Source organism: Roseicyclus salinarum (assembly GCF_029624655.1).
In the GTDB taxonomy this organism is placed as follows: Bacteria; Pseudomonadota; Alphaproteobacteria; order Rhodobacterales; family Rhodobacteraceae; genus Roseibacterium; species Roseibacterium salinarum.
Window position 1 is genome coordinate 38,289 of record NZ_JARRSA010000005.1, and the last position, 25,506, is coordinate 63,794.

At 70.3% G+C, this 25,506-nt stretch carries 24 protein-coding genes; 2 read left to right on the forward strand and 22 right to left on the reverse strand.

All coding sequences use genetic code 11. The annotated features are described in order from the left end of the window. Positions 1–157: 157 nt before the first annotated feature. From ftsA to P6F26_RS04480, 9 genes are all read right to left on the reverse strand, one after another. Positions 158–1,489: a cell division protein FtsA gene (gene ftsA, locus P6F26_RS04440; RefSeq protein ID WP_278027444.1), complete on the reverse strand. Its 1,332-nt coding sequence runs from the start codon at positions 1,487–1,489 to the stop codon at positions 158–160. Further along, entirely contained in the window at positions 1,486–2,418 is a 933-nt protein-coding gene (locus P6F26_RS04445; RefSeq protein ID WP_278027445.1) for a cell division protein FtsQ/DivIB, read from the reverse strand. Before P6F26_RS04445 ends, ftsA begins: the two co-directional genes overlap by 4 nt. Continuing rightward, complete coding sequence (locus P6F26_RS04450; RefSeq protein WP_278027446.1) at positions 2,406–3,341, reverse strand: D-alanine--D-alanine ligase; 936 nt, start codon at positions 3,339–3,341, stop codon at positions 2,406–2,408. Before P6F26_RS04450 ends, P6F26_RS04445 begins: the two co-directional genes overlap by 13 nt. A gap of 99 nt (positions 3,342–3,440) precedes the next feature. Beyond that, positions 3,441–4,388 carry a UDP-N-acetylmuramate dehydrogenase gene (gene murB, locus P6F26_RS04455; protein WP_278027447.1) on the reverse strand — a complete coding sequence of 316 codons (948 nt, stop codon included), beginning with the start codon at positions 4,386–4,388 and terminating at the stop codon, positions 3,441–3,443. A 1-nt stretch (position 4,389) separates the two neighbouring features. After that, positions 4,390–4,737 carry a DUF2484 family protein gene (locus P6F26_RS04460; RefSeq protein WP_347403032.1) on the reverse strand — a complete coding sequence of 116 codons (348 nt, stop codon included), beginning with the start codon at positions 4,735–4,737 and terminating at the stop codon, positions 4,390–4,392. After that, entirely contained in the window at positions 4,737–4,988 is a 252-nt protein-coding gene (locus tag P6F26_RS04465) for a DUF2484 family protein (RefSeq protein ID WP_278027448.1), read from the reverse strand. Before P6F26_RS04465 ends, P6F26_RS04460 begins: the two co-directional genes overlap by 1 nt. A gap of 31 nt (positions 4,989–5,019) precedes the next feature. Continuing rightward, on the reverse strand, positions 5,020–6,456 hold the full coding sequence (gene murC, locus P6F26_RS04470) for a UDP-N-acetylmuramate--L-alanine ligase (protein ID WP_278027449.1): 1,437 nt from the start codon (positions 6,454–6,456) through the stop codon (positions 5,020–5,022). Next, a complete protein-coding gene (locus tag P6F26_RS04475; protein ID WP_278027450.1) occupies positions 6,453–7,565 on the reverse strand; it encodes a UDP-N-acetylglucosamine--N-acetylmuramyl-(pentapeptide) pyrophosphoryl-undecaprenol N-acetylglucosamine transferase in 1,113 nt (370 codons plus the stop codon). Before P6F26_RS04475 ends, murC begins: the two co-directional genes overlap by 4 nt. A 22-nt stretch (positions 7,566–7,587) precedes the next feature. Next, positions 7,588–8,754 (reverse strand): peptidoglycan glycosyltransferase FtsW, encoded by a 1,167-nt coding sequence (locus tag P6F26_RS04480; protein WP_278027451.1) that lies wholly within the window; start codon positions 8,752–8,754, stop codon positions 7,588–7,590. A 203-nt stretch (positions 8,755–8,957) separates the two neighbouring features. On the opposite strand from P6F26_RS04480, the gene P6F26_RS04485 reads away from it, so the two are divergent. Together P6F26_RS04485 and P6F26_RS04490 are read left to right on the forward strand one after the other, a co-directional pair. After that, positions 8,958–9,674, forward strand: coding sequence for a Crp/Fnr family transcriptional regulator (locus P6F26_RS04485; protein ID WP_278027452.1), 717 nt, complete (start codon positions 8,958–8,960; stop codon positions 9,672–9,674). Positions 9,675–9,805: 131 nt separating this feature from the next. Further along, on the forward strand, positions 9,806–10,879 hold the full coding sequence (locus P6F26_RS04490) for a PAS domain-containing protein (protein ID WP_278027453.1): 1,074 nt from the start codon (positions 9,806–9,808) through the stop codon (positions 10,877–10,879). A gap of 23 nt (positions 10,880–10,902) precedes the next feature. Here P6F26_RS04490 and P6F26_RS04495 read toward each other — a convergent pair whose 3' ends face one another. From P6F26_RS04495 to P6F26_RS04555, 13 genes are all read right to left on the reverse strand, one after another. Then, positions 10,903–11,883, reverse strand: coding sequence for an alpha/beta hydrolase family protein (locus P6F26_RS04495; protein ID WP_278027454.1), 981 nt, complete (start codon positions 11,881–11,883; stop codon positions 10,903–10,905). Between the two features lie 17 nt (positions 11,884–11,900). Then, positions 11,901–13,301, reverse strand: a complete 1,401-nt coding sequence (gene murD, locus P6F26_RS04500; RefSeq protein ID WP_278027455.1) for a UDP-N-acetylmuramoyl-L-alanine--D-glutamate ligase — start codon at positions 13,299–13,301, stop codon at positions 11,901–11,903. A 95-nt stretch (positions 13,302–13,396) separates the two neighbouring features. Further along, on the reverse strand, positions 13,397–14,320 hold the full coding sequence (locus P6F26_RS04505; RefSeq protein WP_278027456.1) for an HNH endonuclease: 924 nt from the start codon (positions 14,318–14,320) through the stop codon (positions 13,397–13,399). Positions 14,321–14,366: 46 nt separating this feature from the next. Further along, positions 14,367–14,774 carry an ACT domain-containing protein gene (locus P6F26_RS04510; RefSeq protein ID WP_278027457.1) on the reverse strand — a complete coding sequence of 136 codons (408 nt, stop codon included), beginning with the start codon at positions 14,772–14,774 and terminating at the stop codon, positions 14,367–14,369. Then, a complete protein-coding gene (gene mraY / locus P6F26_RS04515) occupies positions 14,774–15,859 on the reverse strand; it encodes a phospho-N-acetylmuramoyl-pentapeptide-transferase (protein WP_278027458.1) in 1,086 nt (361 codons plus the stop codon). Before mraY ends, P6F26_RS04510 begins: the two co-directional genes overlap by 1 nt. Before the next feature lies 1 nt (position 15,860). Beyond that, entirely contained in the window at positions 15,861–17,288 is a 1,428-nt protein-coding gene (locus P6F26_RS04520) for a UDP-N-acetylmuramoyl-tripeptide--D-alanyl-D-alanine ligase (protein ID WP_278027459.1), read from the reverse strand. Continuing rightward, positions 17,285–18,769 carry a UDP-N-acetylmuramoyl-L-alanyl-D-glutamate--2,6-diaminopimelate ligase gene (locus P6F26_RS04525; RefSeq protein ID WP_278027460.1) on the reverse strand — a complete coding sequence of 495 codons (1,485 nt, stop codon included), beginning with the start codon at positions 18,767–18,769 and terminating at the stop codon, positions 17,285–17,287. Before P6F26_RS04525 ends, P6F26_RS04520 begins: the two co-directional genes overlap by 4 nt. A 36-nt stretch (positions 18,770–18,805) precedes the next feature. Then, the gene (locus tag P6F26_RS04530) at positions 18,806–20,587 is read right to left on the reverse strand and encodes a peptidoglycan D,D-transpeptidase FtsI family protein (protein ID WP_278027461.1); all 1,782 of its coding nucleotides are present in this window, start codon (positions 20,585–20,587) and stop codon (positions 18,806–18,808) included. After that, positions 20,584–20,946, reverse strand: coding sequence for a cell division protein FtsL (gene ftsL, locus P6F26_RS04535; protein ID WP_278027462.1), 363 nt, complete (start codon positions 20,944–20,946; stop codon positions 20,584–20,586). Before ftsL ends, P6F26_RS04530 begins: the two co-directional genes overlap by 4 nt. Then, complete coding sequence (gene rsmH / locus P6F26_RS04540) at positions 20,946–21,944, reverse strand: 16S rRNA (cytosine(1402)-N(4))-methyltransferase RsmH (RefSeq protein ID WP_278027463.1); 999 nt, start codon at positions 21,942–21,944, stop codon at positions 20,946–20,948. The genes ftsL and rsmH overlap by 1 nt, the downstream gene beginning before the upstream one ends. After that, the gene (locus P6F26_RS04545; protein ID WP_278027464.1) at positions 21,941–22,471 is read right to left on the reverse strand and encodes a division/cell wall cluster transcriptional repressor MraZ; all 531 of its coding nucleotides are present in this window, start codon (positions 22,469–22,471) and stop codon (positions 21,941–21,943) included. The genes rsmH and P6F26_RS04545 overlap by 4 nt, the downstream gene beginning before the upstream one ends. Positions 22,472–23,070: 599 nt before the next feature. Then, positions 23,071–24,192 (reverse strand): Mrp/NBP35 family ATP-binding protein, encoded by a 1,122-nt coding sequence (locus tag P6F26_RS04550; protein ID WP_278027465.1) that lies wholly within the window; start codon positions 24,190–24,192, stop codon positions 23,071–23,073. 56 nt (positions 24,193–24,248) lie between these two features. Further along, positions 24,249–25,439 carry an MFS transporter gene (locus tag P6F26_RS04555; RefSeq protein ID WP_278027466.1) on the reverse strand — a complete coding sequence of 397 codons (1,191 nt, stop codon included), beginning with the start codon at positions 25,437–25,439 and terminating at the stop codon, positions 24,249–24,251. Positions 25,440–25,506: the final 67 nt, after the last annotated feature.

Consider the following 25,506-nt stretch of genomic DNA (forward strand, 5'->3'; position numbering starts at 1 on the left):
GGTCTGACGCCGCCTCGGCCGGTCTGCCTCGGTATTTCCGAATAACCTAACGGCTTCCCCGGCGTCCGTCACGCGGAAAATCGGCAATTATGGCGAAATCTGGGGCGGAAATCCGCCTAGGGGGCAGCAGGTTGGGTGCTACCCCAAGATGCGGCGCTCACCAGTTGTCGCGGAACCACTTGACCGCGCGCTTCAGGCTGCGTGCCGGGTAGCGGTCCGCAGGCGTCTCGAAATCCCACCATTCGTCCTGCGGGTGCGCCGCAAAGAGCGCAAGGCCCACGCAGGCCGAGAAGGCGGGCCCGCAGGCCGATTGCGGCAGGCCCTGCACGCGCAGGGGCCGTCCAAGCCGGACCTGGTTTCCGAGGATGCGGCTGGCCAGCCCGTCGAGGCCGGGGATCATGCTCGCCCCGCCCGTCAACACGATGCGCTGGGAGGGCAGATGCTCGAAGCCGGCGGCGTCCAGGCGCGCGCGCGTCTCCTCGAGGATCTCCTCCACGCGGGGGCGCATCACGCCGATCAGTTCCGAGCGCGACACGGTGCGGCGGTCGTGGTGCCAGTCGCCGGTCTCGCTTTCCAGCTCGATGATCTCGCGGTCGTCCATGCCCGTGGCCATGACGCCCCCGAACCGGGTCTTGATCCGTTCGGCGTGCGGCATCGGGATCTGCAGGCCGTGGCTGATGTCCGAGGTCACATGGTCGCCGCCCATCCGCACCGTGTCGGCGAAGATCATGTGCTTCTTGATGAAGATCGACAGCGACGTGGCGCCGCCGCCCATGTCGATGCAGGCTGCGCCGAGCTCCTGCTCGTCTTCCACGAGGCTGGAGATTCCCGCGACATAGGGCGCGCTGGCGAGCCCCGCGAGTTCGAGGTCGCATCGCTTCACGCAGTGCAGCAGCGTCTCGATCGCGCCCGCCTCGATCGTCAGCAGGTGCATGTCCACCGACAGCCGGCCACCGACATGCCCGCGCGGATCGGCAAGCCCGGTGCGGTGGTCGAGCGAGAAGTTGACCGGCTGCGCGTGCAGGACCTCGCGGCCGTGGCCGATGTCTGGCACGTCGCAGGCCGCGAGGACACGCGCGATGTCCGCATCCTCGACGCTTCCGGTCTGCAGGACCACCTCGCCGTCCAGCCCGTAGCTCCGCGGCCGCGCGCCGGCGAGCGACACGATGACATGATCGACACGCGTCTGCGCCATCTTCTGCGCCGCCTGCACGGCGGTGCGGATCGCGCGCTCGGTCTCCTGCACGGTGTCGATCTCGCCGAACTTCACCCCGCGCGAGCGCGTCGTTGCGGCCCCGATGACCCGAAAGCCCGCCTGCCCCGCCATCGCGCCGATCCCCTCGCCCTTCGGCTTGTCGCTCTCGTCGAAGCGCAGCACGAGGCAGGCGATCTTGAAGGTGCCGATGTCGAGAACGGCGACGACGCCGCGGCGCATCGCCTCTTCGCGCTTGGCCCGCATGGCGCGCTGGGACTGGTAGAGCAGGTTCATCCGCGTTCATCTCCGAAGGGTGGGACCTCGCCCGAACGGATCATCTGGAGCGTCTCCAGCGCGTCGGGCGTCAATTGCACGCTCGTCCGGGCCGGGTTGCGCATGTCGATGCGCACGAGGTCGCGGTCGAGGATCTGCTGCACGTCGTGCAGCAACAGGATTTCGTCGAGCGCCGCACGCGGGCTTTCGGCGGGCAGCAGGATGCGCGGCCCGTCCCGGAGCACCACGTCCCAGCGGCGATTGCCAACCCGCACCAGTCCGCGCAGCCGTTCGCCCAGGGGCTCCGCGCCGGAAAGAAGCGCGAGCGCCTCGTCCACCGCGAGGTCGGCGCCGCTTCCCGCCACGATGGGCAGCGGCGCGGCGAGCGGCCTGTCCTCGAGCGCGGCCACGAAATGCCCCTCGGCGTCGATCAGGACAGTGTCGGTCCGGGTCTGCCAGATCAGCGCGGGCACCCGCTCGGTCACGGCGACCGAGAGGTAGCCGCCGCCGTTGATCCGCACGTCCGCCGAGGCCACGGCCGGCAGCGCCTCGACCCGCTGGCGCAGCGTGGCGAGGTCGATGTCGAAGGACGAGATCGGCAGGTCGAGCGCCAGCGCGCCGCGCACCTCCTCGGTGACGGCGTCACTCGCGCCCTCGATCGACAGGACGTTGACCCGGAACTCGGGCCGGTCCTCGATCTCGCGGCGGATCTCGGCGGCCTGGTCGCGGATGGCCTGGATGCGGCCGGCGTCGGACAGGTACCACGCGACAGGCAGAACGATTGCTGCCGCGGGAACGCCAACGCGCAGGATCGTGCGGAAGAACGGCGTCAGCCATAGCCGCTGCGCGCGATAGGTCAGGCGCGAGGGCGCGGGGTCGGGCCGGGCGCGCGGCGCATCGCGGCGCGGCGCGTCGTGAGGAACTCCGCGGCGGGCGATCAGCGGTCGCATGAGGCGTCCTCCACGAGCCAGCGGCAGAGCGCGCCGAAGGAGATGCCCCGCGCCTCCGCCTGTTCAGGGGTCAGCGAGGTCGGCGTCATGCCGGGCTGCGTGTTGGTCTCGAGCAGGATCAGACCGTCGAGCCCCCTGCCCTCGTCCCAGCGGAAATCGGTGCGGCTGACGCCCCGGCACCCCAGCGCGTCATGGGCGCGGATCGAATAATCCATGCAGGCGTCGAAGATGGCTTGCGGGATCTCGGCCGGAACGACGTGGCGCGAGCCGCCGGGGCGGTATTTCGCATCGTAGTCGTACCAGCCGTCGGTCAGGATGTCGGTCACGGTCAGTGCGCCGGGGTCGCCTGCGTCCGTGCCCATCACCGAACAGGTCAGCTCGCGGCCCGCGACGTAGGCCTCGACCATGACGCTCGCGGGCATGTCCGCGGACAGACGCGGCGGGTCGTTCGCGCCGTCCCGCACGAGGTAGACCCCGACCGAAGAGCCTTCGTTGTTGGGCTTCACGACATAGGGCGGCGCCATGACGTGGCCCGCCATGACCTCGTCGCGGGTGCAGATCACGCTGTCCACGACGGGCAGTCGATGCGCGCGGTAAAGGTCCTTGGTGCGAGCCTTGTCCATCGCCAGGGCGGACGCCAGGACGCCGGAATGGGTGTAGGGAATGCGGAGCCATTCGAGCAGGCCCTGAACGCAGCCGTCCTCGCCCCAGCGGCCGTGGAGCGCGTTGAACACGACGTCGGGCTTCAGGTCGGACAGGCGCACGGCGAGATCGGGGCCCGCATCGACCTCGATCACGTCATAGCCTTCGCCGCGAAGCGCCTCGGCGCAGCCCTTGCCAGTGCTGAGAGACACCTCGCGCTCGGCGGAGGGGCCTCCCATCAGGACCACGACACGGGACGCAGGTCTGCTCGAACCTGTCACCACCTGAGCCTCGTTTCGCCGCCGGGTTCTGTCCGCCCGGTCGGCCGTTATCGTTGCGCGCCCCCATCTTTCGCGGGGGTCGGTGCGGGCCGCGCGCCTTCAGCTTTCGCCGGGCGCGCCGTCACCCTCCACGCCCGCCGGTCGCCCGACGCGCATGATTTCCCATTCTAGCTCTATTCCGCAGGCCTCGAAAACCTTTTTTCGCACCTCCTCGCCAAGACCTTCGAGATCGGCCGCGCTCGCGCCGCCGGTGTTGACCAGGAAGTTGGAATGCTTTGGCGACATCTGCGCGCCGCCCCGAACGGCCCCGCGCATTCCCGCGTCCTCGATCACCTTCCAGGCCTTGAGCTCGTGAGTGTCGTCCGCCCGCCCGGTCGAGGAGAAGCCGGCGGGATTGCGGAAGGTCGATCCCGCGGTGCGCTCCTTCGTGGGCTGGGTCGCGTCGCGCCGGGCGAGTTGGTCCTCCATCTTCGCCAGAAGCGCCTCGGGCTCGCCGGGTTCGGCGCTGAAGCGCACGCGCGTGATGACGGTGTCGGGGGCGAGGTCGGTCTGGCGGTAGGAAAACGCGATCCCGTCGCGCCCGATCGTCACCTGCGTTCCATCGCGCAGAACCGCCTCCGCCTCGAGGAACCGGTCGGCGACATAGGTGCCGTAGCAGCCCGCGTTCATCCTCAGCGCGCCGCCGATGGAGCCGGGGATCGTGCGCAGGAAGGTCAGGTCGCGCCCCGCCTCGGCCGCGCGACGCGCCACCTGCGCGTCGAGCGCGGCGGCGCCCGCGGTCACGACCCCGCCCTCGACCTCGACGGCGTTGAAGCCGCGGCCGAGGCGGATCACGACGCCGGGAATGCCGCCGTCGCGCACGATCAGGTTCGACCCCACGCCCATCGGAAAGACCGGGACCGACGGGTCGAGCGCCGCAAGGAACTGCGCGAGGTCGTCGGCGTCCGCCGGCTGGAAGAGCCAGTCCGCCGGACCGCCCACGCGCAGCCACGTCAGGTCCGCGAGCGCCCGTCCGGGCGTGATCCGGCCACGGACCGCCGGCAGCACGTCAGGCCTTCGGGAAACTGCGGCGCGGCTCGTCATGCGACACCTCCACGGCGGCGTGGTCGTGCGGTCCGGCATAGGCCGCCTCCGCCGCCTCCGACCGCTCGACATGGACGACGATCCTGCGCATCCGCTCGGCCGCGCGCATCAGCGGCCAGCGCAGCACCGAGGCGCCCGCCGCGAAGCAGATCAGGCCCCAGACCGGCCCCATCTGCCACGTCACGTAGCCCAGAAGCGGGATGCCCGTCGCGATCAGGACCCATGCCGCGGGCCAGTGGTAGCGTTGCGGCGCCATGCCGGCGAAACATGCGGACAGCGCCCAGAGACACGCGAGGATGAAGGACAGGGGCATCAGGCTTCTCCTGCGAAACGGCGGCGGAGGTAGTGCACAAGCGCCAAGAGCGGCCGCCGGTACATGGACAGCACCGCGAAGACCACGATCGCCACCCAGACCCACCCGACCTGCACGCCGACGTAGACGACGAGGGGCGGGGCCAGAACGAGAAGCGCGAGGCCGGGCGCGTATTGCAGGCGCATCGGCAGCATCGCCACGATCGCGGCGGCCAGCACCCACAGGCAGCTCAGCGTCAGCGACAGCGGCATGGCGCGCCTCCCTTGTCCCCGCGGGCCCGCCTCATCCCGAGACGACCCGCTTCTCCAGATCGGCCAGCCGCGCGGGCAGGCCCTGCGCCCAGGCCGAGATCGTTCCGGCGCCGAGGCACACGACGATGTCGCCGGGCCGCGCCTGCTCGCGGACCAGCCGCTCAAGATCGTCTTCCGATGTCACCGCCCGGACGTGGCGGTGGCCATGACGGATGAGCCCCTGCACGAGGTCGTCGCGGCTCGCCCCGGGAATGGGGTCTTCTCCGGCCGCGTAGACCTCGGAGATTCCGACCACGTCCGCGTCGTTGAAGCAACCGCAGAAATCCTCGAACAGCGAGGAAAGCCGTGAATAGCGGTGCGGCTGGTGGACCGCGATGACGCGGGCGCGCGGGGTGTCGGCCACGGCCTGTCGCGCGGCCTTGAGAACGGCCGCGATCTCGACGGGGTGGTGGCCGTAGTCGTCGATGATCGCGACGCCGCCCACCTCGCCCACGCGGGTGAAACGGCGGTTGACCCCGCCGAAGCCCGCGAGGGCGTCACGGATCTCGGAGGATTTCAGCCCGAGGTGGCGCGCAACCGCGACGGCGGCCAGCGCGTTCGACACGTTGTGGTCGCCCGGCATCGGCAGCGAGCAGCCCTCGATCACGCGGTCCTCGGCCTGCAGCGCGATGTCGAAATGCGCGATGCCGCCCTTGTAGCGCAGGTTGATCGCGCGCACGTCGGCCTGCGCGTTGAAGCCGAAGGTGACGACGCGCCGGTCGGTGATCCGGCCTACCAGCGCCTGCACCTCGGGATGGTCGGTGCAGCACACGGCGAGGCCGTAGAAGGGAATGTTCGACACGAAGTCGAGGAAGCCCTGGCGCAGCTTCTCGATCGAGCCCCAGTGCTCCATGTGCTCGGGGTCGATGTTGGTGACGATGGCGATGGTGGCGGGCAGGCGGTTGAAGGTGCCGTCGCTCTCGTCGGCCTCCACGACCATCCACTCGCCCTGCCCCACCCGCGCGTTCGAGCCGTAGGCATGGATGATGCCGCCGTTGACCACGGTGGGATCCACGCCGCCCGCATCCAGAAGCGTCGCCACCAGCGTCGTGGTTGTGGTCTTGCCGTGGGTGCCTGCGACCGCGATGTTGGAGCGCAGGCGCATCAGCTCGGCCAGCATCTCGGCACGGCGCACGACCGGCAGGCCCCGCGCGCGGGCCGCGTCGAGTTCGGGGTTGCCCGGCTTGATCGCGCTCGAGATCACGACGACCTCGGCCCCCTCGAGGTTCGCGGCGGTCTGGCCGATGAAGATCCGGGCGCCCAGACCCTCGAGCCGCGCGGTGATCTTCGAGGGCTTCAGGTCCGAGCCCTGCACGTCGTAGCCATGGTTCAGCAGCACCTCGGCGATCCCCGACATGCCGATGCCGCCGATGCCCACGAAATGGATCGGCCCGAGCTGGGTGGGGAGTTTCGTGGCGGCGGCGTTCATTCGGCGTCCTTCCTGCCCGTGCGGGCCAGATCTTCGACCAGCGCGACGAGGCGCTCGGTTGCATCGGGGACCGAGACCGATAGCGCGGCGTTGGCCATGCGCAGCGCCGCATCGGGCTGGGTCAGTATGGCCGAGATCGTCTCGGCCAGGGCCTCGGGCGAGAGGCGGCTCTCGGGAATGAGCACGGCCGCCTCGGCCTCGACGGGGCCACGCGCGTTGGCCGTCTGCTCGTCCCGGATGGCGATTGCAAGCGGAATGTATATGGCAGGGCGGCCCACGGTGCAGACATCGGCCACCGACGAGGCGCCCGAGCGCGCGATGACGAGCTGCGCCTCGGACAGCCGGCGCGGCATGTCGTCGAAGAAGGGCTCGACCTCGGCCCGCACGCCGAGCGCGTCATAGGCCTCGGACACGCGGTCGATATCCTCGGGGCGGGCCTGCTGCGCCACGCGGAGATGTTGGCGCACCGCGTCGGGCAGAAGCGCGATCGCGGCGGGCACGGTGTCGGACAGGATGCGCGCGCCCTGGCTGCCGCCGAAGACCAGAAGGCTCATCGGCCATTCGCCGGGCGGCGTGTAGGGCGCGCCCGCGCGCTCGAGTATGGCGGCGCGGACGGGGTTGCCGGTGTGCACGCCCGCCACGCCCGAGGGCAGCACGGCGGGCCAGGTGCCGCAGGCGACGAAGCGGACGCGCCGTGCGAACAGGCGGTTCACGCGGCCCAGAACCCCGTTCTGTTCGTGCAGCGCTCGCGGCCTCCGCGTGATCCATGCCGCCGCGAGCGCGGGAATGGAGGGGTAGCCGCCGAAGCCCACGACAGCCGTCGGGCGTTCGCGCAGCATTTGCAGCGAGGCCTGCACGATGCCGCCCAGGATGCGGAAGGGCACGGCGAGGCGCGCCAGCGGACCGCCCCGCGCGAAGGTGGCCGAGGCGACCTGCCGGACCTCGACGGTATGGGGAAAGCCCCCGGTGTAGCGCGCGCCGCGCGCGTCGGTCGAAAGGGTCACGCGCCAGCCCTTGCGCACCATCGCCTCGGCCAGAGCCTGCGCGGGGAACATGTGGCCCCCGGTGCCGCCGGCCGCGATGATCAGATGTGGTGCGCCTGTGCTCATGTGCCCGATCCCTCGCGCCTCCTCAGCGGTGCCGCGCGAGCAGGATGTCGCCGATCTCGCCCTGGGGCCGCTTGCGGGTGAAGCACAGGAGCATACCGACCGCGATGCCCGTGGCAATCAGCGACGAGCCGCCATAGCTGACGAAGGGCAGCGTCATGCCCTTCGCGGGCAGAAGCCGGACGGCGACGCCCATGTTTATGAAGGCCTGAAGCGCCAGAAGCGCGACCAGGCCCGTCCCGGCGAGGCGGATGAAGGGGTCGCGCTCGCGCATCAGCCGGAAGAACGACCGCGTCGCGATGGTCGCGTAAAGCGCGATGATAAGCCCCACGAGGATCATGCCGTATTCCTCGGCGGCGACGGCGATGATGAAGTCGGTATGCGCGTCGGGCAGCGTCCACTTGACCGAGCCCTCTCCGAGGCCCGTGCCGAAAAGACCGCCCTCGCGGATCGCGTCGGTGGCGTAGGCGAGCTGCGTGTTGGGATCGACCTCGGCCGAGAGGAAGCCGTCGATGCGCCGCGCGAAGTGCTCGGAACTGCCGTAGGCGAGGTATCCCGCCAGCCCCACCGCGGCCGCGACGGCCACCAGGATGGTCATCGGCGCGCCGGCCACGAAGTAGATCACCGACCAGGCGAACACGATCAGCGCCGCCTGCCCGAAATCGGGCTGCATGGCGAGGAAGGCCACGATGGTCACGGCCACGGCCAGAGACACGGTCTTGCCCGGCGGGCCGCCGATCTCGGTGCTGGCCGCGATCATCCAGGCGGTGAAGACCACGAACACGGGCTTCAGGAATTCAGACGGCTGGAGCGAGGCGAAGCCCAGCGAATACCAGCGCACCGCGCCCTGTCCGTAATCCGTCCCGAAGGCCGGAAGCAGCATCAACGCGCCCAGCGCGGCGAAGAAGCCGAGGACGCCGAGGCGGCGCACCGTGGTTGGCGTCATCATCGAGACGAGCACCATGAAGAACAGCGCCATTCCACCGAATGCGAACTGCCGGATCACGTAATGGAAGGGCTCGTGCCCGTTGCGCTCGGCCAGTGGCGGCGAGGCCGCGAAACCCAGAAGGATGCCGATCGCGAAAAGCGACAGGATGCACCCGATCGTCACACGATCGACCGTGCGCCACCAGCGCGGCAGAACCGCCTCGCCGGATTGCACGACAATCGTGCCATGCGCGATTTCCGTCATGTTGCCTGCCCGGGCCTCGTGGCCCTTGTTTCCATTGCCTCGCGGAACGCCGGTCCGCCTGCCTGCCCGTCCGCCCGGGTTGGCCCCGGATCGGAAGGCCAGTCTAGCGCGAAACGCCGCTCAGGACCAGCATTCTCGGGCGGGTCCGTGTCGCGCAGAAAACCCGCGTTTGAACCCTGCGGCGGCTGGCGCGTTCCGACCCCATGACCGAACCGACGAAAAACCGGGTCCTGCTGTCGCTCGACGCCGAAACGCGCGCGGCCGTGCTGGACGCCTGCGAGCGCACGGAACGCTCGGCAGGCACCATCCTGGAGCGGGCCGGGGACGCCACTTCGGCCGGTTACTTCCCTGAAACGGCCGTGATCTCGACCCTCGCCTCCTACAGCGACGGGGCGACCGTGGACATGGCCAATGTCGGCCGCGAGGGGTGCGCGGCCATCAACCTGACGCTTGGCCACAGCACGCACCTGAGCACCGACGAGATCCAGATCGCGGGCACCGTCCTGATGCTGCCGGCCGAACGGTTCCGGCGGCTGCAGGCCGAGCACCGGGCGTTCGAGCGGGCGTTGTTCTCGTCCGTGCAGGCCCTGATCTACCAGGTCATGGTCTCGGGCGCGTGCAACGCCTCGCACGACGCGCGGCAAAGGCTGGCGCGCTGGCTGCTGACCTTGCGCGACCGTTCAGACGGGCGGGAGATGCGCCTGACGCACGAGTTTCTCGCCCACATGCTGGGCGTGCGCCGCGCCACCGTGACCGAGGCCGCCTCGGGGTTCAGGAAGGCCGGCCTGATCGACTACGCCCATGGCCGCGTGACCATCGAGGACCGAGCCGGTTTGCGTTCGGCGAGCTGCGAATGTTATGATCTGGTCAGGCGGACGACAGATGCGCTGCTGCCCGACCGCAGCGCCGCGTCTTCCTGACAACCTGGGATCCGGGTACGCCAGCGTACCGATTGCGCAGCTGCCGTCGCATAGGCTCGACCTGCCTGCAGCCGCTCCGTGACCTGCTGACCCGTGCGCGGCAAACAAGGGCTTTTGGGATGGCCGAAGACATGAAGGCGAACCATCAGGATGTCGTGGGCGGCGCGATCGGACGCTCGCCGCTGGCAATGGTGCTGACGGATCCTCGACTGGAGGACAATCCGATCACCTACGTCAACCGCGCTTTCGAGACGCTGACGCTATACAGCCGGTCCTACGCCATCGGGCGGAATTGCCGGTTCCTGCAAGGGCCGGACACCGATCCCCGCGACGTGGAGCGCCTGCGCGAGGGGCTGCGCTCGGAACGGGAATTCGAGGTGACGCTGACCAATCACAGGGCGGATGGCTCGACGTTCCGCAACCTGCTGCTGATCGCGCCGATCCACAGCGACGACGGAGAGCTTACGGGCTATTTCGGGCTGCAGCGCCAGGTCGCCGAGGACCGCAAGGCTGCGGGGTCGTCGGACGAGGATTCCATGGCGCTCCTGAAGGAGCTGCAGCACCGGGTGAAGAACCACCTCGCCATGATCGTCAGCATGATCCGCGTGCAGGCGCGGCGCGAGGTCACGCCCGAATCGTTGCGCTCGATCAGCCGCCGGATCGAGGCCCTGTCCGTCCTCTACGACGAACTGCTGACGGCCCGGCCGGGCGGCAAGGACGGCCACGAGATCGCGACCGGCGCCTATCTCAGCCGCATCGCTTCGGTCGTCACCAGCATCCAGCCCCACGCCTCGATCCGCGTGAACGTGGACTGCGAGGACATCTCGCTGCCCGTCGACCAGGCCGCCCGGCTTGGCCTTCTGCTGTCGGAGTTCCTGACCAATTCGCAGGAGCACGCCTTCGAGGGGCGCTCGTCCGGCCTCGTGGACATCCGTTTCGTGCGGCTGGGCGACGGCACCGTGCGGCTGTCGGTCGAGGATGACGGAAGGGGGATGCCCGAGGCGTCGAACTGGCCCTTCGCCGCCGCCAGCATCGAAACCCAGCGCGACCGCGCCGAGCGTGCCGAGGGGGCGCTCGACACCACGGGCCGGGACAAGGAGCCGGGCGTGGGCGGAAGCATCGTCGCGGCGCTCATCGAGTCGCTCGGGGCCGAGATATCGGTGACGCGCCCGCCGCGCGGCACGATCGTCACCGTGGACCTCTGAGGCGCGGCCGAGGCGGAAGGCCGTCAGCGCGGAAGCGCGAGAAACTCGGCGAAGGCCGCCCGGTAGGCTTGCGGGTTCTCGGCGTAGGACATCAGGTGGTCGCCACCGGTCCTGATGCTCACGACGGGCCCCTCCCCGCGCTGCGCAAGTCCCTCGCGGAGCGCAAGAACGGCATCGGAAATCGCCGAGGGGACGATGCGGTCAGCCGTGCCATGCGCGAGGAAGAGCGGCCCGTCGAACGCCGCCACGACATCCACGACGCGCGCCCCGCGCAGGTCCAAAGGCCCCAGATACGCAAGCCACAGCTCCGCGGCGGGCGCCACGAGCCGCGGAAACGGCAGGCCGATCTGCGCGGCGAGATGGACCAGCACCGCGCGCCCGTCGAGCGCCGGCGCGTCCAGCGCCAGCGCCGCGATCCGCCCGGCCTCGGGGGACCGCGCGAGGAACTGTCCCGAGATCGCGCCGCCCATGCTTTCGGCCACGAGGATCAGGTTTTCGTGGCCGCGCGCTTCCATCCAGCGCACCGCCGCCTCGAGGTCGCGCCACTCCGTCAGGCCGAACCCGTAGGCGCCGGAAGGTTCGCCCGGGGCGCCGGGATCGTTGCGATAGGTGACGAGAAGAGTGGGGATGCCCGCCTCCGCCAGGATCGACAGCGCGCGGTATCCGTCCTCGCGCGCGCCCGCGATGCCGTGGACGTAGATGGCGGCCCGGCCGCCTTCGGCGCCCGCCGCGTCGCCCGGCACGTACCATGCCGGCGCGGGACCGAGGGGCGTGCGGACCTCGACTGTCTCGTAGTCGAGGCCGAGTGCCTCGCGCGGGTCGCCGCGATAGCCAAGCGCCAGCGGATCGTCCGGGCGGGGCGCGGCGGCGAGGGCATCGGACAGCATTCCCACCGACAAGACACCAGAGACCGCGCGCCAGAGCACGAGGCCACCCGCCGCCGGATAGGCGAGCGCGGCCAAGACGAGCAACACCGCGATGCGCCTGATCCAACGGCTGCCCATGGCGTCCTCCCTTTCGTTCAGCCGCCCTTCAGCGCCCCGACCCGCGCCACGAAGTCGTCGCCGCGGCGCTCGAAGTTGTCGTACTGGTCGAAGCTCGCCGCGGCCGGCGCAAGCAGGACGGTGTCGCCCGCCTCCGCCTCGGCGGCGGCGCGGGCGACGGCCGTAGCCATGTCGGCGCAGACCTCGTGCGGCAGGTCCGCCAGCGCCAGCGCGAAGGCTTCGGCCTCGCGCCCGATGACATAGGCCTTGACCACGTTGCCCGCCGCCGGGACCAGCGCCTCCATGCCGCCCTCCTTGGCGAGGCCGCCACAGATCCAGCGGATGCGCGGGAAGGCCGAAAGCGCCTTGATCGCGGCATCGACGTTTGTGGCCTTGCTGTCGTTGACGAAGGCGACGCCGCCGATCTCGGCCACGCGCTGGCTGCGGTGCGGCAGGCCCGCGAAGCTTGCCAGCGCGTCCTCCACGATCCGTGGCCCGAGGCCGAGCGCGCGCGCCGCGGCATAGGCGCAGGCCGCGTTCTGGTGGTTGTGCGCACCTGGAAGGCCCTGCATGGCCCGCAGGTCGATCGAGGCGACCTGACGCCCCTTGCGCCATTCCGACAGCCAGCCCTTGCGCGCCGTGACGTCCCATCCGGGCCCCGAGATCTTGCGCGCCGAGACGCGGATAAGCCGCGCGTCGCCCGGCCCCTCGGCCATCTGGTTGGCGAGATAGCGCCCCTCGGGCTCGTCCACGCCGATGATGGCGCGGTCCGGCCCGCCCTCCGAGAACAGGCGGCGCTTGGCGGCGAAATAGCCGCCCATGCCGCCATGCCGGTCGAGGTGATCGGGGCTGAGGTTCGTGAAAACGGCGATGTCGGGCGTGAGGGCGCGGGCGAGATCGGTCTGGTAGGAGCTGAGTTCCAGCACGATCACCGCCCCCTCGCCCGGCGGGTCGATGTCGAGGACGCCGCGCCCGATGTTCCCGGCAAGTTCGACCGGCGTACCGGCGCTGCGCAGGATGTGGGCGATGAGGGCGGCCGTCGTGGACTTGCCGTTGGTGCCCGTGACCGCGACCACGCGCGGCGGCGCGTCCATCTCGGCCCAGTCGCCTTGCGCGAGCGAGCGGAAGAACAGCCCGATGTCGTTGTCGACGGGGATGCCCGCCTCCATCGCCGCGGCGATGGCGCGGTGCGGCGCGGGATAGAGGTGCGGGATGCCCGGCGAGGTGATCAGGCAGGCCACGCCCTCGAAGGCGTCCCGTCCCATCGGGTCGGCGATGGCGAAGCCCTCGGCCTCCGCCGCCGCGCGCCCGCCCGCGCCGTCGTCCCAGGCCAGCACCTCGGCGCCGCCCGCCCGCAGCGCACGCGCTGCCGAAAGGCCCGACCGGCCGAGCCCCAGAACCATCACCTTCTGCCCTTCGAAACCCTGAACCGGGATCATGCCGAACGCCCCTTTCGCCGTTGTCCCCGGTCTAAGCCGAAGCGCGCGCCGCCGCCAGCCTCCCGGCGCACCCCGTCCCTCGCCGGCCGGGGGGCCTAGTCCCAGGGAGCACGTTCATCGAGGCGCATCTGGCCGAACACGTTCTCCCGATGCCAGCAGAGGTTCGACGGATGGGGCCTGTCGCGCGGATCGTCGGGCAGGTAGAGCCTGCCGCCCGGGGCGATCAGGCGCGCCACGACATCGCCGGGAACCTTGTTGCGCGACACAAGGATCGTCTCGCCGTCCCCCGCGACAGAGACAAGCCCCCGGTCGAACATCCAGTGCAGCGTGCCCGAAAGCGCCAGCCCGTTGCGCACGGAATCGCTGCCCGAATGTTCGACAGGACGCACATGCGCCGCCTGGACCTCGGGCCGCCCGCCCCCGTTGCGCAGCCGCAACCCCGACATCGCGCAACGGTAGCCGTAGGCCTCCCGCACCTTCCTGCGGAACGCGACGTCGCGGTAGGGCCTGCGGGTGAGCCGCTCGAGAACCGGGCGCGCGAAGAACGCCGCGTCCTCGTTCAGGGCGGGACGTTCCGCGTCGTACCGGGTCGCCTCCGCCAGTTCCAGATCCGCCGGCAGCCCGATGTTCACGATGCGGGCGAAATCCGCCTCGGTGATGCGACGAACGGCAAGTTGAACGGCGCCTCCCCGCTTCGGCCGGCCGTCGTGATCGCGCAATGCCGTCTCCAGGGGCTGGCCGCCCAGAAGGCGCGGCACCTCGACGTCGAAGGGCAGGAAGCTGCCGGGCTCGATGATCGCGAGGAAACGCCCCTCCGCGCCGGGCTTGGGGATGATGCGCGCCACCTTGGCGACGGCGAAGTAGCCGCGCGGCCCGGCCTTCACCGGCTCGTAATAGACAACCCAGTCGCCGACGGCTCCCTGAAGCGCCTTGAGATAGGTCCGGGGGAAATCGTAGACCGCGTCGGGCTCGTCGTCGTAGATCGAGTCCGCCTTGTGCAGGAGCACGAGCTTCGCCATGCCGCCAGATGGCACCGCGCGCAGGCCCGATGCAAGGACTTGTTGCCTAGGAAGAGGTTGCGGCCAGCGCCTTCAGAAGCGACAGCGCCTCCTCCGCCCGCGCCTCGGGGACGAAGGCGTGGTCGTGATGGAACGCGGCCACCATGTTGCAGGGGATGCCCGCGTCGGCGAGCGCGCCCGCGACGGCCGCGGTCAGGCCCACGCCGTCGAGCGCGGAGTGGACGCTCAGCGTGATGCAGGCCATCGGAAGCGCGGCGTCCTGGCCGAGGGCCTCGGCCCGCTCGCGCGGAAGGATGACGGAAAGCCCCTCGTCCTCGGCGAAGGTCGCGATGGCGGCGTCGGCGGCGGCCGCGGCTTGAGCCCGGGGAACGGTGCAGAAGACGTAGGCGCCGGCGCGCCGGACCGGCGCCATGCCCCGGATCATCGCCGCGCGGTCGCGGACGGCCCCCGCCATCAGCGCAGCTTGAGCGTGGCCAGCCCGATCAGCGCGAGGATCAGCGAGATGATCCAGAAGCGGATCACGACCTGCGGCTCGGCCCAGCCCTTCTTTTCGAAGTGGTGGTGGATCGGGGCCATCAGGAAGACGCGCTTGCCGGTGGCCTTGAAGTAGACGACCTGCACGATCACCGACACGGCCTCGGCCACGAAAAGGCCGCCGACGATCGCCAGCACGATCTCGTGCTTGGTGGCGACCGCGATCGCGCCGAGCGCGCCGCCGAGCGCGAGCGAGCCGGTGTCGCCCATGAAGACCGCTGCGGGCGGCGCGTTGTACCACAGGAAGCCGAGGCCCCCGCCAATCAGCCCGGCGGTGAACACCAGCAATTCGCCCGTTCCCGGAACGTAATGCACCTCGAGATACTCGGTGAAGTCGACGCGGCCGACCGCGTAGGCGATCACGCCCAGCGTCGCGGCGGCGATCATCACCGGCATGATGGCCAGCCCGTCGAGGCCGTCGGTCAGGTTCACCGCGTTGGCCGCGCCCACGATCACGAACATGGCGAAGGGCACGAAAAGCCAGCCCATGTTGAAAAGCACGTTCTTGAAGACCGGCACCGCCAGTTGCGAGGACAGCTCGGGCGGGTGGATGAAGGTCGCCGAGACGGCCGCGACCGCCGCGATCGCGAAGCCGATGGCAAGCCGGGTGCGGCCCGACACGCCCTTGGAGCTGTTGCGGCTGACCTTCGCCCAGTCGTCTGAGAAGCCCAGAAGCCCGAAGGCCACCGTCACGCCCAGCACCATCCAGACATAGGGATTGTCGAGCCGCGCCCAGAGCAGCGTCGAGAGCGTCAGCGCGGCAAGGATCAGAAGCCCGCCCATCGTCGGCGTGCCCGCCTTGGTGGCGATGTGATGCGCGGGCCCGTCCTCGCGGATCGGCTGGCCGCCGACATACTTGCGACGCAGAGCGTTGATGAGCGGTCTTCCGAAGATGAACCCGAAGATCAGCGCGGTGAAGAAGGCCGCGCCAGCCCGAAAGGTTATATACCTGAAAAGATTGAAAAGATCGCCGCCATCGGACAGCTCGCTCAGCCAGAACAGCATTTCAGGGGGATCCTCGAGGTTTGTCCGGCTTCGCTTGCCCCAGTTTCCTGAGCGCGTCAACCACGCCGGACACCCGGCTGCCCTTGGAGCCTTTCACGAGGACGACGTCCCCCGGCCTGAGGTCGCGCGGCAGAAGGCGCGCGATGTCGGCGGCGGTCTCGCCGTGCCGCCCGCGGCGCGAGGCGGGCAGTGCGAGGTGCAGGTGCTCCATCAGCGGGCCGGCGGTGTGAACCACGTCGATGCGCGCCATCGCGGGCAGGTCGGCGATGCCGGCGTGAATTTCGGGCGCGCCCGGCCCCAGTTCCAGCATGTCGCCAAGGACGGCGATGCGGCGGCCCTTTCCCTCGGGCTCGGCGGCGGCCAGCACGTCCAGCCCCGCGGCGAGCGAGGCGGGGTTGGCGTTGAAGGCGTCGTCGATTAGATCGATCACCACGTCGCCCATGCCGCCGAGGTCGATGCGCTCGCGCGTGCCGCGCCCCGCCACGGGCGCCCAGTGCGACAGCGCCATGGCCGCCTCGGCCACGTCGGCGCCGACCGCCTCGCAGGCCGACAGCGCGATCAGCGCGTTCATCGCCTGATGGCGTCCCGGCACGGACAGCTTGAACAGACGCTCCTCGCCGCGCATCCGCGCGCGCAGGACCGTGCTGGAATCCGAAAGCCGGATGTCCGTCAGGCGCATCTCGGCGCCCTCGGCCTCGCCGAAGCGGATCAGCTCCGCCCCCACCGAACGCGCCTTGTCGAACAGGATCGGGGCCGTCTCGACGTCGGCATTGGCAAGCGCGACGCCGCCCGGCGACAGGCCCTCGAAGATCGACGCCTTCTCGTGGGCGATCCCCTCGATCACGCCGAAGGCTTCGAGGTGCGCGGGCGCAACGGTCGTCACGATGGCCACGTCGGGCCGCGCGAGGGCGGCCAGCGGCGCGATCTCGCCTGGCGCGTTCATGCCGATCTCGATGATGGCGAAGTCGGTGCCGGCTGTCATCCGGGCAAGGGTCACCGGCACGCCCCAGTGATTGTTGTAGCTCGCCTCGGCCGCATGGGTGCGTCCCTGCGGCGAGAGGCAGGCGCGCAGCATCTCCTTCACGGTGGTCTTGCCGACCGAGCCCGTCACGGCGATGACCTTCGCGCGCGTCCTTGCCCGTGCCGCCGCGCCCAAAGCCGTCAGCCCCTCCAGCACGTCGTCCACGATCAGAAGGCGCGCGGGATCCACGCCTTCGGGCACCCGGGAGACGATGGCGGCCACGGCCCCCTTCGCCAGCGCGTCGGCGACGAAATCGTGGCCGTCGCGCGCGGCCTGAAGCGCCACGAAAAGATCGCCCGAGGCAACCGTGCGGCTGTCGATGGACACCCCGTCCGCCTGCCAGTCCGAGCCGACCCGCCCGCCCGTCGCTGCCGCGGCCTCGGCGGCGGTCCAGAGCGAGGCCCTCATTCCCTGCCCTCCAGGGCGGCGACGGCGACGCTTGCCTGCTCCACGTCGTCGAAGGGATAGACCACGTCGCCCACCTGCTGGCCGGTCTCGTGGCCCTTGCCGGCGATCAGAAGCGCGTCGCCGGCCTGAAGCGCGTCGACCGCGCGCAGGATCGCCTCGGCCCGGTCGCCGACCTCTGCCGCGCCGGGACAGCCCGAAAGGACCTCGGCGCGGATGGTGGCGGGATCCTCGGAGCGGGGGTTGTCGTCCGTCACGATGATCACGTCGGCATTGGCCGCGGCCACCTCGCCCATGATCGGCCGCTTGCCCCGGTCGCGGTCGCCGCCCGCGCCGAAGATGACGTGCAGGCGGCCCAGCACATGCGGGCGCAGCGCCTTGAGCGCGTTTTCCAGCGCGTCGGGCGTGTGGGCGTAGTCGACATAGACCGGTGCGCCGTTGACGCGGACGCCCGCCAGCTGCATCCGCCCGCGCACGCCCTTGAGTTGCGGCAGCGCACCGAAGACGGCCTCGGGGTCCTCGCCCGAGGCGATGACGAGGGCGGCGGCCGTCAGGACGTTCATCGCCTGGAAGGCGCCGATCAGCGGCAGGCGCAGGCGCACCGGCCTGCCCCAGGCCTGCACCAGCAGGTCCTGCCCGCGCTCGTCCAGCCGCCGGCCCGTGATCTTCAGCTCGGCGCCGTCGGCATACTGGGCGACGCCGATCACCTCCGAGCCGCGCGCCTCGACAAGATCGGCCACCCGCTGGCCGTAGGGGTCGTCCACGTTGACCACCGCAACGCCGTCATCGGGCAGAAGCTCGTTGAACAGGCGCAGCTTCGCCTCGAAATAGGCCTCCATCGTGCCGTGATAATCGAGATGATCCTGCGTGAGGTTGGTGAAGGCCGCCGCGCAGGGCGCCACCGCCTCCATCCGGCGCTGGTCCAGCCCGTGGGACGAGGCCTCCATCGCGACGCGCTCGATGCCGTCTTCCTTGATCCGGGCCAGAAGTGACTGCAGCGTGAGCGCGTCGGGGGTCGTGTGGATGCCGGGCGCGCTGTAGCTGCCCTCGACGCCGGTGGTGCCGATGTTGACGGCGCGGTGGCCGAGATGCTCCCAGATCTGGCGCGTGAAGCTCGCCACGCTGGTCTTGCCGTTGGTGCCGGTCACGGCGACGAGCGTTTCGGGGCCGGGCCCGAACCAGAGGGCCGCAGCATGGGCGAGCGTGGCGCGCGCGTCCTCGGCCACGATGAGCGCCGCGCCCGATCCCTGCAGGGCATCGGCCGCCAGCGCCGCACCCTCCCGGTCGGTCAGGATCGCGGCAGCGCCGTCCTCCAGCGCGCCCGCGATGAAGCGCGCGCCATGGACCCGCGTGCCCGGAAGCGCCGCGAACAGCGTGCCCTGCCCGACCTTGCGGCTGTCGATGGCAAGCCCCGTGACGGGGACATCCGCCCCGCCCTGCACCGGCAGTCCCAGTTGCGAGAGCGTTCTTCCGGCTGTCGTCATAGGCGCCCCCCTGGCCCGCGAACCGCGCCCGAGCGGTCAGTTCGAGGTGCTGGATAGCTGAAGAGCGGGGGCGGGTTCAATCTCGGGCCTGAGCCCCAGAAGCGGCGCCGCGCGCCGGATGACCTCGGCGGCGACGGGAACGGTGGTCCAGCCCGCCGTGCGCCGCGGCTCCGAGCCCGAGGTCTCGGCAGGCTCGTACAGCGTGGTCACAAGGACGTAGCGCGGATCGTCGGAGGGGAAGACGGCCGCGAAGGTGTTGATGTTGCGGTCCTCGTAGTAGCCGCCGCCGCGCGTGCGCGGCATCTCGGCCGACCCGGTCTTGCCGCCCACCGAATAGCCTGCCACCTCGCCGAAGCTGGCCGTGCCGTCGGTGACGACCGCGCGCAGCAGGCCGCGCACCGCGGCGCTCGTCTCGGGGGAGATCACGCGCTCGCCCGGTTCGGGGCGCGCCTGGCGCAGAAGCGTGGGCACGACGGTGGTGCCGCCGTTGACCATCGCGGCGTAGGCCGCGGCGAGGTGGACCGGCGAGGTCGAGATGCCGTGGCCGTAGGAGATCGTCATCGTCGACAATTCGCCCCAGCGTTCGGGATAGAGAGGCCTGCCGCCGGCGGCCTCCACCATTTCCAGCGTCGTGGGCTCCAGCAGGCGCAGCCGGCCGAGGAACGCGTGCTGCCGCTCGCCCCCGATCAGGCGGGCGATGCGCGCGGTGCCGATGTTGGAGGAATGCGTGAAGACGTCGAAGACCGTCTGCTCGGGGCCGCGGCTGCGGTAGTCGGTGATCGCGAAGCCCGCCATGCGCAGGGGCCCGCGCGTGTCGATCATGTCGTCCAGCTCGACCAGGTCCTCGTCCAGCGCCTGCGCGATGGTGAAGGTCTTGAACACCGAGCCCAGCTCGTAGACGCCCTGAAGAGCGCGGTTGAACAGCGGGCTGTCGCCCTGGTCGCCCGTGGTCAGGGGCCGGGGCCGCGCGTTGGGGTCGAAGTCTGGAAGGCTCGCCATCGCGACGATCTCTCCGGTATGCGCGTCCATCAGGACGGCGGAGGCGGCGGTGGCGTTCATCAGCGCCATGCCGCCTGCCAGGACCTCCTCGACGGCGGCCTGCACCGTGAGGTCGAGCGCCAGTTCAAGGGGGCCGTCGCGGGCGGGGTCGCGCAGCGTGTCGTCGAACTGCGCCTCGACGCCCGCGACGCCCACGACTTCGGCCGCGTTCACCGCCTCCTGCCCGAAGCCCGCGCCGCCCAGGACATGCGCGGCGACCGCGCCATTGGGATAGAGCCGCATCTCGCGCGGCCCGAACAGAAGGCCGGGCTCGCCCAGGTCGTGAACCAGCTGTTCCTGCTCGGGCGAGATGTAGCGGCGCAGCCAGATGAAGCGGCTGTCCGACGTGAAACGCCGGTGCAGCGCCTCGGCGTCCATGTCGGGGAAGATCGCGGCCAGACCGTCGGCGGCGGCGCGCGGATCGATGATCTCGTGGGGGTGGGCGTAAAGCGCGTTGGTGGCGAAATTCGTCGCGAGCACGCGGCCCTGACGGTCGACGATGTCGGCCCGCGTGTTCAGGATCGAGGTGCCCGAGACGTGGACGCGCGGCTCCTCGGCCTCGGAGGTCGCCAGGGCCGCCATCCGCGTTCCGACGGCCCCGAAGCCCATCAGGAAGCAGATCGCCACGAGGAGGAGGCGGCTTTCGGCGCGAACCCGCATCCGGTCGCGCTGCGCCTCGTGACGCAGGCGCAGGTTCTCGCGCTCGATCGCGTCGGGGTTCTCACCCTTCTGGCGTGCCTCGATCACGCGGGCGAGCGGACGGAGGGGGGTGCGCGTCATGGTGCCCGCTCCTCGGCGGCGGAGGCGTTGCCGAACATGAGTTCATCGATCTGCGGCAGCGGATCGGGCTCCGGGCGCGGCAGGGGAAGCTCGGCCACCGTGCCGAACTGTTCGGGCACCATCGGCAGGAGGCCGAGACGCTCGAAGTTGAATTCGGCCAGCTCGCGCAGGCGGTCGGGGCGGTTGAGGTAGGCCCACTCGGCCCGCAGGACGGCGAGACGCTCGCGCTCGGCGCCGATCTCGCGCTGGAGCCGCTCCACGTCGCGGATCGTCGCCTGCGTCAGGATCGTCTGGTGATAGGCCCAGTAGCCGAGGCCGATGACCGCGAGCGCGGCCAGGATCATGGGAAGGCCGCGCATCAGTGAAGCCCCTCCACCTGCGGAAGGCCGAGGCGCGCGGCCTCGACGGTGTCGGCGGGCGCCTCGGTCCGGGTCGCCACGCGAAGCTTCGCCGAACGCGCGCGCGGGTTCCGCGCGATCTCGTCGTCGGCGGGGCCGATCGCCTTCTTCGGCGTCAGCACGAAGCCGGGCTCCCGGTGCGCCTCGGCCGGGGCGTGGCGCGAGCCTCCGCCACCTTCCGAGGCGCGCTCCGCGAGGTACCTTTTCACGATCCTGTCCTCGATGGAATGAAAGGTCACCACGGCGAGCCTTCCGCCGGGCTTGAGCGCACGCTCGGCCGCGGCGAGCGCCTGCACCAGCTGGCCGAACTCGTCGTTCACGGCGATGCGGATCGCCTGAAAGCTGCGGGTGGCGGGGTGGCTCTGCCCGGGCTTCTTGCGCGGCAGGCACCCCTCGACGATGGCGGCGAGCCTCAGTGTCGAGACGATGCGCTCCTTCGCGCGCTCGCCGACGATGGCGCGCGCGATGCGGCGCGCGGCGCGCTCTTCGCCATAGTGAAAGAGGATGTCGGCCAGAAGCGCCTCGGGGGCGTCGTTGACCAGATCTTCGGCCGAAAGTCCCGCCTGCCCCATCCGCATGTCGAGCGGGCCGTCGCGCATGAAGGAAAAGCCGCGCTCCGCCCGGTCGAGCTGCATCGAGGACACACCGAGGTCCAGCGTCACGCCGTCGAGCGCCGGAAAGCCTGCCGCCTCCGCATGGGCGTCGAGATCGGAGAACGTGCCCTCGACCAGCACGAGGCGGTCGCCCCAGGCGCCGGCCCAGGATGCGGCCATCTCGAAGGCGAGCGGGTCGCGGTCGATGCCGATCACGGTCTCCGCCCCGGCCTCAAGCAAGCCACGGGCGTAACCACCAGCGCCGAAGGTGCCGTCGAGCCACACGCCAGATATCGGGGCCACTGCCCTCAGGAGCGGGCCCAGAAGGACCGGTGCGTGGGAACTGGATGCGTCGCCCCCGGTCATGTCTCGTCGGCGTCGGCCATGTCGGCGCGCCGTCGGTTGGCCAGCGAGACGGGGTTGAAGAACTCTTTGCCCTCACCGAACTTCTCCAGCATCTTCATGATCTTGTCATCCGCCGCCTGCCCGTCCGCAGGCTTGAGGATGTGGAACTTGCGGCCCTTGCCCTGGAATAGCGCGTCGCCGTCGAGCGCGAGCTTGTCGCGCGCGGCCGTGGGCAGGACGAAGCGCCCGGTCTCGTCCACCGAGACCTCGTCGCACTTCACGAAATAGAGGTATTCCAGAAGCTCGCGCTCGCTTTCGCCGTCGTCCATCGCCTCGATGCGCGCCACCAGGTCGTCGTAGTAGTCGCCCGAAAGGCACTCGACGAAGTCCGTGGTGGGGTTTCCGTAGGCGATGTAGAGGCGCGCGGCGCCGCCGGGGCCCGAACGGCTGTCGCCGGCCTGGAGCGCGCGACGGAACTTGGCCGGAAGCGAGATCCGGCCCTTTCCGTCAACCTTGTTCAGGCTTTCGCCTTGAAACCTGCTCTCCACGGGCTTTCGCCTTTTCTACCGGCCTTCTTTTCGCCGCATTGCGGCCTTAGTTTCGGCCCGGAACGAAAACGGCGGACTGAGCAAGCTGCCACTGCTCAATCCGCCGCCCTCGTCCCATTTCTGGGTGTCCGACTGCGCAGGCCACCTGGGGGGATGTCTGCTCGCTTGCGCGCCGGATCTCTTTCTTCTGGCGTTCGAGATTGCCTGTATGAACCTGCCGTTTTTTGTTTTTGGTTCAGACCCTTGGGCCTGCTTGTCGATCTCGTTTGCCGATGGACAAGGTGTGCCATGGGAATTTCTCCCAATCAACACCTTTTTTTGGGATTTCGGCCCACCCAGCCCCCAATTGCGGAATTGCAACACCCCCTCAGCGCGGACTCCGCGACCGGCGACCGCCAATTCTGGTAGGCCACGGCGTGGAAAGCCCGATATGTGGGGTGATCTTGACCGTGGGAGGAATTTCCCCGGCCGTGGAGGAAAGTGCCGAAAAAATCCGGAGCGCGGGGCCCATCACGGCATTTCGGGCCCTCAGGCCTCGCGAATCGCGCCCAAGCGCGCCGCCGCCGGGGACCGCGAAGGCCGCCGGCCCGCGCGGCGCCTCAGGCCATGCCGCCGTCGATGAACCGCCGGGCGAGCGCGGCGTAGGCGTCGGCCATCGGCCCCTCGCCCGCAGCGATCGGGGTGCCGGCATCGCCCGCGATGCGCGTCTCGAGGCTGATCGGAAGCGCGCCCAGGAACGGCAGGTCGAGGCGCTCGGCCTCGGCGCGGACGCCGCCCTCGCCGAAGATATGCGCCTCGTGACCGCACGAGGGGCAGACGTAGGAGGCCATGTTCTCGATCAGGCCGAGGATCGGCGTCTTGAGAAGCTCGAACATGTTGAGCGCCTTGCGCGCGTCCAGAAGCGCCACGTCCTGCGGCGTGGAGACGACGATGGCCCCCGTCACCTCGGACTTCTGGCACAGCGTCATGGCGACGTCGCCGGTGCCGGGCGGCAGATCGACCAGAAGGACGTCCAGTTCCCCCCATTCCACCTGTGTCAGCATCTGCTGGAGCGCGCCCATCAGCATGGGCCCCCGCCAGACCACGGCCTTTTCCTCGGGCAGCATGAAGCCGATCGACATGCAGGTGACGCCATGCGCCTTCAGCGGGATGATCGTCTTGCCGTCGGGCGAGGAGGGGCGCTTGTTCACGCCCATCATGCGCGGCTGGCTCGGCCCATAGATGTCGGCGTCCAGAAGGCCCACGCGCCGGCCTTGCCGCGCGAGCGCGACGGCGAGGTTCGAGGCGACGGTGGACTTGCCCACGCCGCCCTTGCCCGAGCCGATGCCGATGATGTGGCGCACGCCCGAGGGCTTCATCGAGCCCTGCTGCGGCTTCATGTGTCCGCCGATCTGAAGGTTTGGCGGCGCGGCGCCCGCCCCGGAACCTGCCCCGGCCCCGGCCTGCGGCGGCTGCGGCGCGGCCTTCTGCGCGGGGCCATGCGCGGTCAGGGCGACCGTGACCTGCTCGACGCCGGGAAGCTTCCTCACCACCTGCTCGGCGGCGAGGCGCACGGGTTCCATCCGGCGGGCCGCGTCGGGGTTGTCGGCCTCGAGTATGAACGACACCCGCCCGCCCTGGACGGTGAGGGCGCGCACCATGTCGCGGCTCACGACATCGCCACCGTCGGGCAGGCCGAGCGTGGAAAGGGCCTCGAGGATGGTGTCGCGGGTCTGCGTCATGTGCCGCCCCTCCTGTTTGCGCGCGAAATGATCTTGCCCCGCACATAGGATGTATTTCAGGCGCGTGCACCCCCGACACGCCACGCGCCCGTCACCACGACGCCGAGCGCGCCCGCCACGGCAAGGGCCGGGCCGATCCGCATCACCTCGGCAATCGCCCCGATCAGCGCGGCCCCGATGGCGACCGTGCCGAAGCCCACGACCGTCCACAGGCTCATGACCCGGCCCCTGTAGGCGTCGGGCAGGTCGGTCTGGATCGCCGCCTGCAGACTGACCCCACACCATGTCGCGCAGAACCCCGCCGCGGACGTCGCGGCCAGCGCCAGCGGCCAGACTGGCGCGAAGCCCATGGCGACGACGGCGAGAAAGCCCGCGAAGGTCGCGACGATGACGGGGCGCGGGATATGCGCGCCGAAGGCCGCGAAGCCGAGGAACTTGACCGACGCGGCCAGAACCGCCCCGCCCCCAGCCGCCGCGGTCAGCATCCCGAGCCCCGCGGCGCCCTGCCCGAAGGCGCCGTCCGCCAGCACCGGCAGGACCTCGAGCGCGCCGCGCACGATGGTGGCGAAGATCAGCGTCAGCAGAAGCGCCTCGCGGATCAGCGGGTTGTCGCGGGCGAAGGCCACGCCCTCGCGCAGCTCGGTCAGCATGGGCGCGCGGGGGCGCGGGGGCAGGTCGCGGGGCCTGAGCGAGGGCAGGACCGCGAGCATCGGGACATAGCAGGCCACAGAAACCCAGAGTGCGACACCCGCGCCGGCGCCCGCGATGATCCATCCGGCGACCACGGGCGCCACCAGGCGGGCGAGGTTGAAGTTGAGCGCCGTGACCGAGACGACGTGCTGCACCACCTCGCGCGGCACGAGGCGCGGGCCCAGCGACATGCGCACCGGGTGATGCGCCGAGGAGACGACGCCGATGGCGAAGGCCGCCGCCGCGATCCCCCAGGCCTCGACATAGGGCAGCGACAGCGCGAGGACCGACAGGATCGCAGCCATTGCCCCATTGGTGACGAAGGCCGCGTTGCGGATGTTCACCCGGTCGGCGATGACGCCGAAGAGCGGACCCGCCACGAGCGTGGGCGAAAGGCTGAGCGCGGCCACGAGACCCACGAACCCCGCCGAGTTCGTCCGTTCCCACGCCAGCCAGGACAACGTCACGCGCTGCACCCATATCGCCTGAACGGCGAAGAATATGCCGACGAAGAAGCGCAGGAATTGCGCATCGCGGAAGGCGCCGCCGGCGATCATTCCCAAAGCGCTTTCGGCTCCGCCTCACAAGGGCGTGAACACCTATGCGGTTTCTGCATGGCAGCAT